This is a genomic window from Streptomyces sp. B15 (genome assembly GCF_018070605.1).
In the GTDB taxonomy this organism is placed as follows: domain Bacteria; phylum Actinomycetota; class Actinomycetes; order Streptomycetales; family Streptomycetaceae; genus Streptomyces; species Streptomyces smyrnaeus.
Genome location: NZ_JAGPXJ010000049.1, coordinates 1 through 14,493 on the forward strand (window position 1 = coordinate 1; position 14,493 = coordinate 14,493).

The window sequence follows — 14,493 nt, forward strand, 5'->3', positions numbered from 1 at the left end:
GCCGGCCCCTGGGTGGCGTACGACCAGGAACCGCCCTCCTTCTGCTGCCAGAACGACCAGTAGCGGTAGCCGTTCGCCTCGGCCACGACACGGGCCTCGGCACCGGCACCCGCGCCCGTACCGGCGGCGGGGTGCTGGGGAGCAGTCGCGCTCGCCGTGGCGGCCGGGAGTGCGGCCGGCGAGGCGAGCGCCGTGACCGCCATGAGGGCGACGACCGGCAGGCGCACGCCCCGCCACCCCGCGACTGCCCCTGCCTTCGCCCCCGCCCCTGCCCTGGGCCTGGGCCTGGGCCTGGGCCTGGGCCGGGGCAGGAGCGGCTCCGGCGCGGTGGCGCCGTGCGCCGTCCGGGCCGTCACAGCTGCTGCCTCTTGCGGCGACCGCTGAGCAGGATGCCGAAGCCGGCGCCGATGGCGAGACCGACCAGGATGAAGGCCCAGACGGGGATGGTGGTGCCGTCGTCCTTCTTGTCGGAGGAGGAGTCCGCGTCGTCCGACGGCATCTTTGCGGGCTTCGGGCCGGTGTCGCCGAGGCGGGAGAGGAGATCGGTCCCGCCGAGCTTCGTGGGGTCGCCGCCGGCGGCGCGGGAGGCGAGCATGAGGGAGCTGATGGCGGCCGGGTCGTTCTTGGCCTTGTCCCACTTGTTCACGTTGTCCGCGAGCCACGTCAGGGAGGACCTGGCCGGCTTCCGGTGGCCGCCGGCCGCCAGCGCGACGACGGCGTCCGCGGTGTTCGCGTAGTCGGGCTGCTTCTTCGTGTCGCCCGGAGTCACGGAGCTGAAGTGGCCGCCGTTCTTCTTCAGCGTCGCGGCCAGATAGGCCGCGCCCGCACCCGCCGCTTGCTTGCGGCCGCCCGGAACGCCCTTCTTGTCTCCCTCGTCGGCGTCCGCGTCGGCGTCGGTGCCCGCGTCCGAGGCGCACTTCAGTGGTGTGACCGGCTTGTCCTTGGCGTCCTTGGACAGCGGTTCGGGCAGCGCGCCTTCGCCCAGCGCGGCGAGGGAGGCGGCCGCGGTGGCGTCGTCGTTCGGGGCGAGCTCGCCCTTCTTGTCCGGTTGGTAGGCGAAGGCGCCCTGCTGGCCGGGGGCGTTCTCGATGCCCTTCGCGCCGCAGGTGAGCTGGAAGGACAGCAGCGCGTCGTAGGGAGACCTGCCGCCCTGGGCGGTGGCCTTCTCCGGGTTCCGGCCCGCCGCGTGCAGGGCGCCGATGGCCAGCGAGGTCGAATTGGCGTCCGAGGCGGCGCGCGGGGCGCTGCCCCAGCCGCCGTCCTTGTTCTGGACCGAGGTCAGCCACTCCAGGGCCTCCCGCACCGCGTCGCTCCGGCCGCCGACTGCGGCGAGGGCCTGCACGGCGAGGGCGGTCGCGTTGGTGTCCGAGGGAGTGGCGTCCGGGTCGCATTTCTTGCCGGCGTCGGCGCGGTAGGCGGTGAACGAGCCGTCGGCGCACTGCTGGCCGGCCAGCCAGTCGACGGCCTTCTTCGCGGGGACGGCACCGGCGCCGTCCAGCGCCAGCAGCGCCATCGACTGCCGCCACACCCCGTCGTACTTCGGGTCGGCCGTTCCGTAGAGCCCGTCCGGCAGCTCGGACGGCTTCTCGGCGGCATGGGGCGCGGTTGCGGCGGCGGATGCCACGGGTGCGGCTGTCGCGCACAGCACGGTGGCGGCGGCGAGGACCGTGGCGCGGCGGCGGCGCGGTGACATTGCGAGTGCCTTTCGGTGACGGAAGCGGACCGCAGCCGGGCACGGCCGCCCCGCCGAGGGGGCTCGCGACTTCGCGGCCCCGCACCGCGGCGCACCGGGCTCGGCTCCGTATACCTCGACGGGCCGGTGGCCTGGTTCGGCCACAGGAGCCCACCTCCGCCCGGGTGCTCCGGCTCGCGGCCGGTCACCTGCGCGCATACGCCGGGTCGTGGAGGACGACCCGCGGCCGGCGTACGGCGACGGGGTGACGGACCGCTCACGGTTGCGGGTCAGCGCCGGATTCGCACCGGCTTCCCCCGGTCGGAGGCGTTGTCTGGCTGTCGGCCACTGTAGCCGGACGGGCCACCGGGTCGTTCCGTCGGGCCGGTCCCGCTTCGTCCGACTCCAGATCGCGGTGGCCGTGCGGCAGGGGTCTCAGCCGGTGGCGCGGTAGGTGACCGGGGTGCTGCCGGGGACGGCCTCGGCCCGGCCGAGCTTGACCAGATGGCGCAGATGGGCCTCGGCCTCGGCCACGGCGATGTTGCGGGAGCTGAACGGGATCTCCCCCCAGGGGCGGTTCCAACGCATCGTCTCGGCGAGCTGCCAGGGGGTGAGGTCGCGCTCCGAGAGCAGTGCTCTCAGACCGGAGAGGCGCTCCGCATGGTGAGCGGTGAGCTCGTCGACCCGGGCCTGCGCGTCCGTGAAGGCGTACTGGTGTGCGGGCAGCACCTCGGCGGGCCGCAGCCTGGCTATCCGTTCGAGGGAGTCGAGATAGTCGCCGAGTGGATCGGTGCTCTCGTCGCTGTCCGGGTCCTCGTACAGTCCGATGTGCGGGCTGATCGTGGGCAGCAGATGGTCCCCGGAGAACAGCCGCCCTCCCCGGCCCGGCCCACCCGGACGGCCCCGACCACCCGAGTTGCCAGGGTCGCCGGAGCCGGAGCCGGAGCGGGCCGGGTTGCCCGGGTGCTGCTCCTCCAGGTGCAGGCACACGTGCCCCGGGGTGTGTCCCGGGGTCCAGACGGCGCGCAGCCGCCGTCCCGGCAGGGCCAGCAGCTCGTTCGGCTCGATCTCGCGGTCGGGAAGTGCGGCCCGCGCACCGGGCAGTGCTCCACCCCTGCCCTCCGCGAGGGCCGTGCGCAGCGGCGCCGTATGGGTCTCGGGGGCGCCGGCCGCCGCGAGTTTCTCGGCGAGGTAGCCGAGCCACTGGCCACGGTCCGAACGGCGGGTGCGGCGCACGACGGCGGTGTCCGCCGCGTGCATGGCGATCCAGGCGCCGGACTCCTCCCGTACCCGCGCCGAGAGTCCGTGGTGGTCCGGATGGTGGTGGGTGACCAGTACGCCGTGCAGCGCTCGGACGGAGGTGCCGCAGGCGGTGAGCCCGTCGGCGAGGGTCTGCCAGGAGGTGGGGTCGTCCCAGCCGGTGTCGATCAGCACGGGCCCCGCGTCCGTCTCGATCACATGGACGAGGGTGTGGCCGAGGGGATTGTCCGGGATGGGTACGGGGATGCTCCAGATTCCGCCCCCGTGATCGGTGACCCGGGGCCCGCGCGGGGCTGCCCGCGATCCGGCGTCCACCCGCGGTCCCCCGTCGTCGACCCGCGGTCCCTCGGCGTGCACCCGCGGTCCCTCGGCCTCGCCCCCCGGCCCCTCGTCGTCGGCCTGCGGTCCGTTCGTCATGGCGACGGCTCCCCCCGGTTCGGTGCGCGGGCGTGGCGGCCTGCGGGCCGGCAGAGGCATTGTTCCCTAGAACTAGAACTGGTACTAGTTCTGATGCGCTGTCAGGAGAGTGTCAGGTGTCACACCGACGGGTGGGGCGGAGAGGGAGGGCACGGGCATGATGGACAACCCCAGCGGAACCGGCGGCGGAATCGCGTACGCCGATCACCGGCAGCTCTACATCGGCGGGACCTTCACCGACCCGGCCGGCGGCGAGGCCATCGAGGTGGTCTCGCCGCACACCGAGCAGCCCATCGGGCGTGTCCCGCACGCCTCGCGCGAGGACGTCGACCGCGCCGTACGCGCGGCACGCGAGTCCTTCGACTCCGGGGTGTGGGCGCAGCGCCCGCTGGCCGAACGGATCGAGACGGTCACCCGCATCAAGGACGCCTTCGCCGTGCGCAGCGAGGAGATCGCCAAGGTCATCAGCGCCCAGAACGGCACCCCGTACACCTCGGCCGTCATGGTCCAGTCCCTCGCCGCGATGATGGTCTGGGACACCGCGGTCAAGATCGCCGCCCACTTCCGCCACGAGGAGCGCCGGGCCGGGGTGCTCGGTCCGCTGCTGGTGCGCCGGGAGCCGGTGGGGGTGGTGGCGGCCGTGGTGCCGTGGAACGTGCCCCAGTTCACCGCCGCCGCCAAACTGGCCCCCGCGCTGCTGGCCGGCTGCTCGGCGATTTTGAAGGTCTCGCCGGAGACCCCGCTGGACGCCTATCTGCTGGCCGAGATCGCCGACGAGGCCGGGCTGCCCCCGGGTGTGCTGTCGATCCTGCCGGCCGATCGCGAGGTGAGCGAGTATCTCGTGGGGCACCCCGGCGTCGACAAGGTGTCCTTCACCGGCTCCGTGGCCGCGGGCAAGCGGGTCATGGAGGTGGCCTCCCGCAATCTGACCCGGGTCACCCTGGAGTTGGGCGGCAAGTCGGCCGCAGTCATCCTGCCCGACGCCGATCTGGAAGCGGCGGTCGCGGGCATCACCCCGTTCGCCTGGATGATCAACGGCCAGGCGTGTGTGGCCCAGACCCGGATCCTCGCGCCGCGCAGCCGCTACGACGAGATCGCCGAGCGCTTCAAGGCCGCCGCCGACGGACTGCGGGTCGGCGATCCGCTGGATCCCGCCACCGAGGTCGGTCCGCTGGTCGCCGAACGCCAGCGTCGACGCTGCCTCGACTACATCGCCCTCGGCCAGGAGGAGGGCGCCAAGGTCCTCGCGGGCGGCGGCAGGCCGGAGTCCATGCCCACCGGCTGGTATGTCGAACCCACCCTTTTCGGGGACGTCGACAACGCCATGCGGATCGCCCGTGAGGAGATCTTCGGCCCCGTCATCTGCCTGCTGCCGTACGAGGACGAGGAGGAGGCGGTCCGTATCGCCAACGACTCCGACTACGGGCTCTCCGGCAGCGTATGGACGGCCGACACCGAACGCGGCATCGACATCGCCCGCCGTGTACGCACCGGCACCTACTCCGTCAACACCTTCAGCCTCGACATGCTCGGTCCGTTCGGCGGCTACAAGAACTCCGGTATCGGCCGGGAGTTCGGGCCCGAGGGATACGCCGAGTATCTGGAGCACAAGATGATCCACCTGCCCGCGGAAGCGTGAGTTCCCGGGAAGCGAGGGGCAGGAGTCACCGGACCGAAGACGATACGCAACGGGCCGACGGACGGCTGGGCACCGGCCCGGGATGAGGAGAGCCGATGGCTGACCGCTGGCACGTCGAGGTGGACCGGGACCTGTGTATCGGGTCGGGGATGTGCGTGGGCGGGGCGCCCGAGGAGTTCCGGCTGGATGCCGCCCGCCGGTCCCACCCCGTGGCTCCCGACCGCGAGCCTTCCGAAGAGGTGCTGGACGCCGCCGAGAGCTGCCCCGTCGAGGCCATCTCCATCACCCTGGCGGAGACGGGGGAGCCGGTCTTCCCACCGGAGGACTGACCGGACGGGAGGGGCGGGAAGCGGGACGAGGCCGGATCGGGCCGGTATTCCGTTGCCCGGAGCCGGAACGCCGGGGTAGGAACAGCCGCATGACATCTTTCGGTGCTGACAACGCTCTCGGTGCTGTTTTCCGGCCTCAGCTGCCTCCCGAACGGCTGCGGAGCGTGGTCCGCGCCGCCGACGAGGCGGGGCTGGAGCAGCTGTGGCTGTGGGAGGACTGCTTCTTGGAGAGCGGCATCGCCACGGCCGCCGCCGCCCTCGCCTGGTCCGAACGGCTCCGGGTGGGCGTGGGCCTGCTGCCGGTCCCGCTGCGGAACGTCGCGCTGACCACGATGGAGACCGCGACACTGCGCCGTCTCTTCCCCGGCCGGTTCGCGGTGGGCCTCGGTCACGGCGTACAGGACTGGATGGGTCAGGTCGGCGCACGCGTCGACTCGCCCGTCACCCTGCTGCGCGAACACCTCGACACCATGCGGGCGTTGCTGCGCGGTGAACGGGTCACGGTCGAGGGGCGCTACGTCAAGCTGGACGGGGTCGCCCTCGACTGGCCGCCGCCCGCCCGGACATCCGAAGCGGCCCCGGTGAAGGCCCCGCCAACAGCACCCGCGACAGCACCGGCGACGGACCTCGCGTCGGGCCCCGTGTCGGCCGCCGCCTCGGACACGGCGGTGCTCGCGGGTGCGCGCGGACCGCGTTCGCTGCGGCTCAGCGGCGAGGCGGCCGACGGCACGGTGCTGGACAGCAACACCACTTTCGCTGGTATCCGCCGCGCGCGGCAGCTCATCGACGAGGGACGGGCGGCGGCCGGACGCACCGACCGCCATGAGGTCGTCCACTACCTCAGCACCGCCACGGGGCCCGACGCCGCAGGCCGGTTGCGCGCCGAACTCCTCCGCGAGGGGCACGACCCCGCCACCGGGCCGGGCGTCGCCGGAGACGCGGCGGCCGTGGCCGAAGCGGTCGGGCAGGCCCTCGACGCGGGCGCCGACACGGTCGTCCTCCAGCCCACGGCGGACGAACCCGATCCGGAGTCGTTCGTCCGCTTCGCCGCCCTGGAGGTCCGCCCCCTGCTGCGGTGAACCCGCACCCGCCCCACCGACCGATGGCCCCCGCCCACCGACCGGCGGCCCCCGCCCACCGGTCGGCGGTCCCGCCGCCCGGTCAGCCGGTGGTTCCGCCGCCCAGGGCGAGCGTGGCGAACGTCGCGAGCCAGTGGTCCGTGGTGAAGTCGCCCGAGGTGGCCGACGGCAGTCCCGCCGCCAGGTTGGCCTCGGCCGCCCCGGCCAGGGTGGCGGCGCGCGGGTCGCCGGACGGGAGCGCGGCGGCGATGCCGCGCAGGGCGGCGGCCCGGCTGAGACAGAGGCCGAGCAGGTGCCCGAGCTGTGGATCGGTCGGGTCCGAGACCTGCGGCGGCGGAAGGAATTCCCGCCCGGAGGCGTGGTTCAGCTCGGGCAGGAAGCGCTCCAGCCATGTGGCGAACTCGCCCTGCGGCAGCACCCGGCGCACCGCGTCCGCCTCGCAGAGCAGCGGCGAGAGGAAGTCCTGCCCGGAGGGCTCCCAGCGGGTGGCGGCCCCGTGGTCGGGGACGTACCACTCACGGATCTTCTCCGCCAGCGGCGCCAGCAGCCGCTGTTGGCCGGCCCTCTCGGCGCTGTCGAGCAGCAGCCCGAGCGCGAAGGCGCTGTTGGCGTGCGTACCGTGCCGTACGGGATAGGTCGCCTTCGGCAGCCAGGCCAGCACCAGTTCGGCCACGGCCTCCGCGGCGGGTGACAGGGCGGCACGCCACCGCCGTCCCGCTTCGAGAGCACCGCTTCCGTACGCGAACGCTGCTCCCTGCGCTCGGTGCTCCGAGTGCGGAGCACCGCTCTCGCCCCCCGGCCCCGCTCCCTCACCCCGCCGCTCCGAAACCAGAGCAGCGCTCTCGCTTGTGAGCGCCAGTAGCCAGGCCCAGCCGTAGGGGCGTTCGAAGGAGGGGTGGTTTTGGAGATAGGTGGCCTCGGTCGCGAGGGCCTCCGGGGTCAGATGGGCGTCCAGCGCCCGCACCACGGCCGCGCGCCCCTCTCTGCCCTGTGCGCCGTTCTCGATGTGCCAAGGGATTCGCAGCAGCCGCATGAGCAGCCAGTGCATATGGACGGAGGAGTGCCAGTCGTAGGCGCCGTAGAAGGCGGGGTGGAGCACGCGGGGTGGGACGAGCTCGTGGGGACCGGCGAGCAGATGCGCGGGAGCGTTCGGGTACTCACGGGTGACGTTGGCGACGGCCACCTCCGCGAACTGCTCCGCGTACCGGGCCAACACCGCCTCGTCATGGCTCCGCGGGGGCACCGGCGCCTCCCCTCCGGGCGCCGGCGCCCCCGCGTTCCCTGCCCCCGCGTTCCCTGCCCCCGCGTCTCCTGCCTCCGCGTCCCGTGCTGTGCTCAATGTGTGGCCCCTCCGGGTTCGCGGATGTCGGTGGTGGTGCGGGCGGCGGCCGTCAGGAGAGCGCCCAGTCCGCGTACGGCGTCGGGTACGGACAGCGAGGGCGGCGCCGGGTTCCGGGTCGCGACCTGCGCGGGGGAGTACGGCACGTGCACGAAGCCGCCCCGCACCCGGGGGTGTTCGGTGGCGAGCAGGTGGGCGAGGCCGTAGAAGACGTGGTTGCAGACGAAGGTACCGGCCGTCTGGGAGACGGAGGCGGGCACCCCGGCGGCACGGACCGCGGCGGCGCACGCCTTGATGGGCAGCGTGCTGAAGTACGCGGCCGGGCCGCCGGGGACGACGGGTTCGTCCACGGGCTGCCGGCCCGCGTTGTCGGGTATGCGGGCGTCGTCCACGTTGATGGCGACGCGCTCGACGGTGAGGTCGGCGCGTCCGCCTGCCTGTCCCAGGCAGACCACCAGCCGCAGGTCGTCTCCGGCGGCGTCCACGGCGGTGCGCAGCTCGTCGAGCGCCGTACCGAAGACGCAGCTCAGCTGTACCGCGCTGATGTCGAGTCCGGCCGGGGGCTGGGTGGCGAGGAGTTCGGCGGCCTGCCAGGACGGGTTGACCTCGGCGCCGTCGAACGGTGCGAACCCGGTGACCAGCACCTTGACGGAAGAGACGGAAGAGACGGAAGACATGGGTGTTCGGCTCCGCTCGGCCCGCTAGAAGGCGAAGAGATAGATGATGAGGATGTTGCAGGCCAGCATGGCGCCGGCGGTCGGCGCCTGGGCCTTGATCGGCCCGTACTGGTCCTTGAGCTCCAGCAGGGCGGCCGGTACGAGGTTGAAGTTGGCCGCCATGGGGGTGCACAGCGTGCCGCAGAATCCGGCGAGCATGCCGACGGCGAGCACGGCGGCCGGGTTGCCGTTCATCTGCTCGATCAGCACCGGCCAGCCGACGGCCGCGGTCATGACGGGGAAGGCCGCGAAGGCGTTGCCCATGATCATGGTGAAGACGGCCATGCCCACGCAGTACACGGCCACGGCGGCCAGCTTCTGCCCGTCGGGCAGCACCGATTCGGTGACCTTCCGGACCTGGTCGCCGACGCCGGCGGCCTGGAATATCGCCCCCAGCACGGCCAGCAGCTGCGGCAGCAGCAGGGCCCAGCCCATGGACTCCAGCAGTCCGCGTCCGGCGTGCAGCGGTACGCTCGCGCGGCGTTCGCGCAGCACCCACATGCCCACGCCCAGTGCCACGATGGCGCCCAGGCCGAGGCCGAGGATGGTCTCGCTGCCCTCCTCCAGTAGCGGCCGGCCGCCGATCTTCCACTTGTCGGCGACCACCGCGCACACCATGGCGATCAGTGGAATGGTCAGCGCCGGGATGAACAGCTTGCCGCCGAAGCGGGCGGCGAGCCGGGCGCGTTCGCTCTCACTGGTGGTGTCGGGCCTGCCCTTGCCGGTGAGGTTGAAGCCGCCGAGGCAGATGAGGGCCAGGACGGCCACGCCCAGCGGTTCGGAGGGCAGGGACTTGTCGTTGACCCCGGTGCTGTAGAAGAAGCACAGGCCCAGCAGCCCCCAGAAGGCGGCGGTGCCGAGCCGTTTGGGGTTGGTGCGGTCGAAGACCATCTGCGCCGCCATGGCGAGGAAGACGGCACCGACGAGCCAGAAGAACCACTCGGACTTGATCACTTGGCGGCCCCGCCTTCCTCGCTGCGGTCCAGCGCGTCTTCCCGCTCGACGGCCATCTGCGCGTTCGCGGTGACCAGTTCGCGCTCCAGCGTGCGGTCCAGCCGCAGCAGCCGGCCGCCGTGGATGAAGAAGGCGCACACGGCGCTGGGTATCGCCCACAGCGCGAGGTGCAGCGGTTCCAGATGCGTGTGATAGGTGCTGTTGACCAGGCCGGTGATCAGCAGGATGGAGCCGATGGCGAGGAAGCAGTCCTCGCCGAAGAACAGGCCCACGGTGTCGGTGCCCGCCGAGTGCGAGCGGACCTTTTCGCGGACCTTCTCCGGCAGCGGCCGCCCGCCTCCCCCGGCTGCTGCTGAGAGATGTCCCCAGCGGCGCTCGGTGGCGGCCTCCGCCATCGGCGCGATCATCGGCCGGACGCTCTGCGCGGGTCCGCCGATGGTCTGCAGTCCGACGGCGGCGGTGACCTGCCGCAGCAGCAGATACAGGGTCAAAAAGCGCCCTGTGGTGAGTTTGGTGCCGAGCTTGCCGATGAGCGTACGGGCCTGTTGCTGGAGGCCGTTGCGCTCCAGCAGGCCGATGACGGGCAGCGTGATGGCGAAGATCGTCACCGAGCGGCTGGAGGCGAAGCTCTCGCCGAAGGTCCTGAGGACCTCGACGGGGGAGAGCTTGCCCAGCAGCCCGGTGACGATCCCCGCCACGCCGACGACGAGCAGGGGGTTGCGGCGCGTCGCGAAGCCGAGGACCACCACGAGGACGCCGAGGAGAACGATCATGTCGTCCGCCTTCCGTGAGCGATTCCTCGGGAGGCTAGAGGATTGTTGAACGATCCCACAAGAGTGAGGCATGTCACTCCGGTGGGATCGCGAGGAGGCTCACTCCTCGGCGGCCTCCTGCGGATACGCGTCCAGCAGTTGCTGCAGCGAGTCCTGCAGATATGCGTCCAGCAGCCGTTCGGCGCTCGCGGCGTCGCCCGCCTCGAGGGCGCCGACGATCTCCTGGTTGCGGGTCACATAGGGCTCGTGGAAGCGGTGCAGATCGCCCATGATGTGGAAGGCCAGCCGCAGCTCGGCCAGCACGCCGCGCATCATCTCGTCGGTGCGGGCGCTCCCCGCCAGGGAGGCCAGCGCCTGGTGGAAGCGGATGTTCGCGGTGGAGCACTCCTGCCACCGCCCCTCACCGGCGGCCTTCTCGCCCGCCGAGACGGCCGCGCGCACCTCGGTCACGTCGTACGGCGGCTCGTCCAGTCCGCGGACGGCCGCGCACTCGACCAGGCGCCGTACGCAGTAGATGTCCCGGATGTCGGTATCGGTAAGTACGCGGACGAAGGTGCCCCGGTTGAGCCGGTGGACGAGCAGCCGCTCGTGGGTCAGCAGCCGGAAGGCCTCCCGCAGCGTGTTGCGCGATACTCCCAGGGCGCCGCAGATCCGCTCCTCCGAGAGCCGGATACCGGGCGGGAAGGAGCCCTGGGCGATCCGTTCGCGCAGGATGGCCGCCACGCGCTCGGCCGTGCTGGTGCGCCCGAGCAGCTCGCGGTCGGCGGCGAGCTCCGAGAGGGCGGCGGACGGGTCGGCGGTCATCGTGGTCTCCCTTGGGTGAGCGGGCGCCGGCCGGGCCCGGTGCGGCATGCGGCACGGCGCCCGTGGAGTGCGGGCCGCCGGACCCCCTTGCCGGATTGTTCAACAATCGCTTACGTTGCTGCTGATGGACCGGAAGATCGACCTTAACGCCGACCTCGGTGAGGGCTTCGGCCGCTGGCAGCTCACCGACGACGAGGCCCTGCTCGCCTCGGTCACCAGCGCCAATGTCGCCTGCGGCTTTCACGCCGGCGACCCCGTCACCATGCGCCGCGTCTGCGAGCTGGCCGCCGAGCGCGGCGTCCGCATCGGAGCGCAGGTCTCCTACCGGGACCTGGCCGGATTCGGCCGCCGGGCGATGGACGTACCCGCCGCCGAACTGGCCGCCGAAGTGGCGTACCAGATCGGCGCGCTGGAGGTCTTCGCCCGCGCCGCCGGCTCCACCGTCGCCTACGTCAAACCGCACGGAGCCCTCTACAACCGCGCCGTGCACGACGCCGAGCAGGCGGCGGCCGTCGTGGCGGGCGTGCGGCTGTCCGGGGCCGCGACCGCCGGGGGAGGACCGCTGCCGGTGCTCGGGCTGCCCGGCTCCCGGCTGCTGGCAGCCGCGGCCTCGGCCGGACTGCCCGCCGTCGAGGAGGCGTTCGCCGACCGCGCCTACCGGGCGGACGGCACCCTGGTGCCGCGTACCGAGCCGGACGCCGTGCTCCACGACCCCGACCAGGTGGTCAAGCGCTCGGTGCGGCTGGCCCGGGACGGCGAGATCGTCGCGGCCGACGGCACCGTCCTGCCCACCGGCGCCCGCTCGCTGTGCGTGCACGGCGACACCCCCGCCGCCGCCCAGCTCGCCCGCCGGGTCCGCGACGAACTGGCCGCGGCCGGCGTCCAGGTCCGGGCCTTCACATGAACACCTCCAGCGGCCCGGCCGCCGCCCCTGCCCCGGCTCCCACACCCACTCCCACTGCCGCCCCCGCCCCTCCCGTGGTACGGCCCGTGGGCAGCCGCGGGCTGCTGGTCGAACTCGCCACCGCCGAGCAGGCCGAGGCCCTGCACGCCGAACTGCTGCGCCGCAGGGCCGACGGCACCCTGCCGCCCGTACGCGAGATCGTGCCCGGCGCCAGAACCGTCCTGCTCGACGAGTTCGCCAGCAGCGGCGCGGCGCGGCGGCTGGCCGCCCAGCTGCCCGACTGGCAGGTGCCGCCGCTGACCGGCAACAGCGCGGACGCGGTGGAGATACCCGTCCGCTACGACGGCCCCGACCTCGCCGACGTCGCCGCGCTGTGGGGCGTGGCGCCGCACGAGGTGGCCCGCAGACACGCGGCCACCGAGTTCCGGGTCGCCTTCTGCGGGTTCGCGCCCGGATTCGGCTATCTGACCGGGCTCGCCGAGCGGTACCACGTGCCGCGACGCGCCACCCCGCGCACCAAGGTCCCGGCCGGTGCGGTCGGGCTCGCCGGCGGCTACACCGGCGTCTATCCGCGCTCGTCGCCCGGCGGCTGGCAGCTGATCGGGACGGCGCCCGAGACCGTGCTGTGGGACACCGACCGCACCCCCGCGGGAACTCGTCCTGCCCGTCGTCCACGGGCCGCGGGACGACTGGTTCACGGCGGAGGGGCTGCGCACCCTGGTCACCGGGGCCTACCGGGTCTCGGCCGCCAGCAACCGGATCGGGCTGCGGACCCGGGGCCCGGCCCTGGCCAGGGCCCGGGAGGGGGAGTTGGCGAGCGAGGGCATGCCGCTGGGTGCCGTCCAGGTGCCGCCCGAGGGGCAGCCCGTCATCTTCCTCGCCGACCACCCCACGACCGGCGGCTACCCCGTGATCGGTGTCGTCCCGGCCGAGGCGCTGGACGCCGCCGCGCAGGCACCGCCCGGCACCCCCGTCCGCTTCGTCCCGTCGGGCTCCTGATCCCGGTGCGCCCGGCGGGTGGCGCACGGGCGGGATAGGGTCACGGGCATGTCGGCGCCCCCCATCCTCCGCGATGTCTTCCATGCCTTGCGCGACGAGTGGGGTGATGAACACGACGGCGTCACCTTCGAGCACGGCCCGCCGCCCGTCGAACGCCTCGACGTCATGCTCTTCCGCGCGGCCGACCCGGGCGGGGTCACCGCCTTCGCGACGGTCGGCATGTCGGCCCACCCCATGCCGCCGCGCGAGGGGCGGGCCGGTGGCCGCGCCGAACTCCGCCTCTTCCGGCGCGGCATCCTCCAGCGCGGCGACGAGCAGGGCCTGGCCACCCGGCTCGCCAACCTGGCCGTCTACCCGTGGACGCAGGATCGGCCGCTGGGCTGGGGCGAACTGGTCGGCTTCGGCGACGAACTGCCCGCTTTCCCCGGCTGCAGCAGCGTCCTGCTGGCGGGTGCCTGGGCGGCCGGCCAGACGTCCACCGTCGAGACCAGCGTCGAGCCGGTCCGGATCCTCAACGTCGTACCGGTCAGTGAACCGGAGCGCCAACACGCCCTCACCCGCCGTCCGGAGGACTTCTTCAGCGACCTGCTCAACACCCGGGACATCTTCGCGCCCCCACCGCACGGCTGACCGCCCCGGCGGAGGCGAGCCGCCGCTCAGCGCGGTGCCGCTCCACGCGTGCCGCTCAGCGGTGCCGCAACTCAGTCCCGTGGGGCCGTCACATCGATCAGCTGGCACACGGTTTCGATGTCGATCTTCACCTGGGCGATCGAGGCCCGCCCCGAGAGCCAGGTGATGAGCGCCGAGTGCCAGGTGTGTTCGATGACGCGGACGGCCGAGAGCTGTTCGGGGGTGGGCGGTCCCTCCAGCCCCATCGCGTCCAGGATGATCGCCGTGGTCAGCCGGGACACCGTGTCCACCTCGGGGCTGACCGAGCGGTCGGCGAAGTTGAGGGCGCGCACCATGGCGTCCGCCAGTTGCGGCTCCCGCTGCAGGGCGCGGAAGGCGCGCATCAGGGTCTTGGCGACCCGGGCCGCCGCCCCGCTCTCCTGAGGGGGGCGTTTGTGCAGGGTCTCGTGCATGTGCTGCAACTGGTCCTGCATGGTGGCGACCAGCAGGTGCACCTTCGAGGGGAAGTAGCGGTAGAGGGTGCCCAGCGCCACGTTCGAGGACTCCGCGACCTCCCGCATCTGCACCGCGTCGAACCCGCCCCGGCGTGCCAACTGGGCGCTGGCCTGCAGGATGCGGCGGCGTCTGGCCTCCTGGCGCTCGGTCAGCGGCGGGGAGGGTGAGGCGGAGAGGACCGGCGAAGACTCGGTCCCGCGGGAGCGGGTTCCCCCCGTACGGGTCCCGCCTGTGGACTGGGGCTTGGGCTGCGGCGGTGTCGGCATCGCGTTGTTGGTCCCGTTTCCGTGGCGTTCTTGAAGCCCTGAGGGAGCCGTGCATTGTTGCAGGCGCCGCCGGGGTGGCGCGAATCACCTGCTCCGGCGGCTCGCCCGAAGTGACTGGCCGGTAAATTCTGCAGTCCGGGCGCGGGTCCGCAGCGGCGTTCTTGCCGGACCCGTCCCTTCCGAAAGTCAATCCTGAAACTTGTTCTAGGTTATCGCG

At 72.9% G+C, this 14,493-nt stretch carries 13 protein-coding genes, 3 pseudogenes and 1 riboswitch; of the genes and pseudogenes, 7 read left to right on the forward strand and 9 right to left on the reverse strand.

The window, feature by feature from the left end; translation table 11 throughout:
* The 3 genes and pseudogenes from KBY19_RS21500 to KBY19_RS21510 all read right to left on the reverse strand — a co-directional run.
* Positions 1 to 227, reverse strand: a pseudogene (locus KBY19_RS21500) (hypothetical protein); the annotation flags it as partial.
* A gap of 125 nt (positions 228 to 352) precedes the next feature.
* Positions 353 to 1,693, reverse strand: a complete 1,341-nt coding sequence (locus KBY19_RS21505) for a prenyltransferase/squalene oxidase repeat-containing protein (RefSeq protein ID WP_210966485.1) — start codon at positions 1,691 to 1,693, stop codon at positions 353 to 355.
* A 162-nt stretch (positions 1,694 to 1,855) separates the two neighbouring features.
* A riboswitch (cobalamin riboswitch) is annotated at positions 1,856 to 1,990 on the reverse strand.
* A gap of 117 nt (positions 1,991 to 2,107) precedes the next feature.
* Positions 2,108 to 3,349, reverse strand: coding sequence for an MBL fold metallo-hydrolase (locus KBY19_RS21510; RefSeq protein WP_210966486.1), 1,242 nt, complete (start codon positions 3,347 to 3,349; stop codon positions 2,108 to 2,110).
* Between the two features lie 160 nt (positions 3,350 to 3,509).
* Here KBY19_RS21510 and KBY19_RS21515 point away from each other — a divergent pair, with 160 nt between their 5' ends.
* From KBY19_RS21515 to KBY19_RS21525, 3 genes are all read left to right on the forward strand, one after another.
* A complete protein-coding gene (locus KBY19_RS21515) occupies positions 3,510 to 4,988 on the forward strand; it encodes an aldehyde dehydrogenase (RefSeq protein WP_210966497.1) in 1,479 nt (492 codons plus the stop codon).
* A 95-nt stretch (positions 4,989 to 5,083) separates the two neighbouring features.
* On the forward strand, positions 5,084 to 5,317 hold the full coding sequence (locus KBY19_RS21520; RefSeq protein ID WP_099880423.1) for a ferredoxin: 234 nt from the start codon (positions 5,084 to 5,086) through the stop codon (positions 5,315 to 5,317).
* 89 nt (positions 5,318 to 5,406) lie between these two features.
* Positions 5,407 to 6,396, forward strand: coding sequence for an LLM class flavin-dependent oxidoreductase (locus tag KBY19_RS21525; RefSeq protein WP_210966487.1), 990 nt, complete (start codon positions 5,407 to 5,409; stop codon positions 6,394 to 6,396).
* 82 nt (positions 6,397 to 6,478) lie between these two features.
* On the opposite strand, the gene KBY19_RS21530 is transcribed toward KBY19_RS21525, so the two are convergent.
* The 5 genes from KBY19_RS21530 to KBY19_RS21550 form a co-directional block, all read right to left on the reverse strand.
* On the reverse strand, positions 6,479 to 7,639 hold the full coding sequence (locus tag KBY19_RS21530) for a DUF2891 domain-containing protein (RefSeq protein WP_307842310.1): 1,161 nt from the start codon (positions 7,637 to 7,639) through the stop codon (positions 6,479 to 6,481).
* Between the two features lie 92 nt (positions 7,640 to 7,731).
* The gene (pcp, locus tag KBY19_RS21535; protein WP_210966488.1) at positions 7,732 to 8,412 is read right to left on the reverse strand and encodes a pyroglutamyl-peptidase I; all 681 of its coding nucleotides are present in this window, start codon (positions 8,410 to 8,412) and stop codon (positions 7,732 to 7,734) included.
* Positions 8,413 to 8,436: 24 nt separating this feature from the next.
* Positions 8,437 to 9,405: a DUF979 domain-containing protein gene (locus KBY19_RS21540; RefSeq protein ID WP_099880417.1), complete on the reverse strand. Its 969-nt coding sequence runs from the start codon at positions 9,403 to 9,405 to the stop codon at positions 8,437 to 8,439.
* Positions 9,402 to 10,178, reverse strand: coding sequence for a DUF969 domain-containing protein (locus KBY19_RS21545; protein ID WP_099880416.1), 777 nt, complete (start codon positions 10,176 to 10,178; stop codon positions 9,402 to 9,404). The genes KBY19_RS21540 and KBY19_RS21545 overlap by 4 nt, the downstream gene beginning before the upstream one ends.
* Positions 10,179 to 10,277: 99 nt before the next feature.
* A complete protein-coding gene (locus KBY19_RS21550) occupies positions 10,278 to 10,982 on the reverse strand; it encodes a GntR family transcriptional regulator (RefSeq protein WP_210966489.1) in 705 nt (234 codons plus the stop codon).
* Positions 10,983 to 11,106: 124 nt separating this feature from the next.
* Here KBY19_RS21550 and KBY19_RS21555 point away from each other — a divergent pair, with 124 nt between their 5' ends.
* The 4 genes and pseudogenes from KBY19_RS21555 (at position 11,107) to KBY19_RS21570 (ending at position 13,515) form a co-directional block, all read left to right on the forward strand.
* Positions 11,107 to 11,886, forward strand: coding sequence for a LamB/YcsF family protein (locus tag KBY19_RS21555; protein WP_185016766.1), 780 nt, complete (start codon positions 11,107 to 11,109; stop codon positions 11,884 to 11,886).
* A pseudogene (locus KBY19_RS21560) lies at positions 11,883 to 12,536 on the forward strand (allophanate hydrolase subunit 1); the annotation flags it as partial. The gene KBY19_RS21555 and the pseudogene KBY19_RS21560, both read left to right, overlap by 4 nt.
* A gap of 1 nt (position 12,537) precedes the next feature.
* Positions 12,538 to 12,885 (forward strand): annotated as a pseudogene (locus tag KBY19_RS21565) (allophanate hydrolase subunit 2 family protein); the annotation flags it as partial.
* 48 nt (positions 12,886 to 12,933) lie between these two features.
* On the forward strand, positions 12,934 to 13,515 hold the full coding sequence (locus tag KBY19_RS21570; protein ID WP_185016763.1) for a suppressor of fused domain protein: 582 nt from the start codon (positions 12,934 to 12,936) through the stop codon (positions 13,513 to 13,515).
* A gap of 71 nt (positions 13,516 to 13,586) precedes the next feature.
* Here the strand turns inward: KBY19_RS21570 and KBY19_RS21575 are convergent, their stop codons facing one another.
* Entirely contained in the window at positions 13,587 to 14,276 is a 690-nt protein-coding gene (locus KBY19_RS21575; protein WP_247691257.1) for a TetR family transcriptional regulator, read from the reverse strand.
* Between the last annotated feature and the right edge of the window lie 217 nt (positions 14,277 to 14,493).

Excerpts from the sequence above, each read along its gene's own strand:
- KBY19_RS21505 (WP_210966485.1), bottom strand. The coding sequence starts at position 1,693 with ATGTCACCGCGCCGCCGCCGCGCCACGGTCCTCGCCGCCGCCACCGTG.
- KBY19_RS21510 (WP_210966486.1), bottom strand. The coding sequence starts at position 3,349 with ATGACGAACGGACCGCAGGCCGACGACGAGGGGCCGGGGGGCGAGGCC.
- KBY19_RS21515 (WP_210966497.1), top strand. The coding sequence starts at position 3,510 with ATGGACAACCCCAGCGGAACCGGCGGCGGAATCGCGTACGCCGATCAC.
- KBY19_RS21520 (WP_099880423.1), top strand. The coding sequence starts at position 5,084 with ATGGCTGACCGCTGGCACGTCGAGGTGGACCGGGACCTGTGTATCGGG.
- KBY19_RS21525 (WP_210966487.1), top strand. The coding sequence starts at position 5,407 with ATGACATCTTTCGGTGCTGACAACGCTCTCGGTGCTGTTTTCCGGCCT.
- pcp (WP_210966488.1), bottom strand. The coding sequence starts at position 8,412 with ATGTCTTCCGTCTCTTCCGTCTCTTCCGTCAAGGTGCTGGTCACCGGG.
- KBY19_RS21545 (WP_099880416.1), bottom strand. The coding sequence starts at position 10,178 with ATGATCGTTCTCCTCGGCGTCCTCGTGGTGGTCCTCGGCTTCGCGACG.
- KBY19_RS21550 (WP_210966489.1), bottom strand. The coding sequence starts at position 10,982 with ATGACCGCCGACCCGTCCGCCGCCCTCTCGGAGCTCGCCGCCGACCGC.
- KBY19_RS21555 (WP_185016766.1), top strand. The coding sequence starts at position 11,107 with ATGGACCGGAAGATCGACCTTAACGCCGACCTCGGTGAGGGCTTCGGC.
- KBY19_RS21570 (WP_185016763.1), top strand. The coding sequence starts at position 12,934 with ATGTCGGCGCCCCCCATCCTCCGCGATGTCTTCCATGCCTTGCGCGAC.
- KBY19_RS21575 (WP_247691257.1), bottom strand. The coding sequence starts at position 14,276 with ATGCCGACACCGCCGCAGCCCAAGCCCCAGTCCACAGGCGGGACCCGT.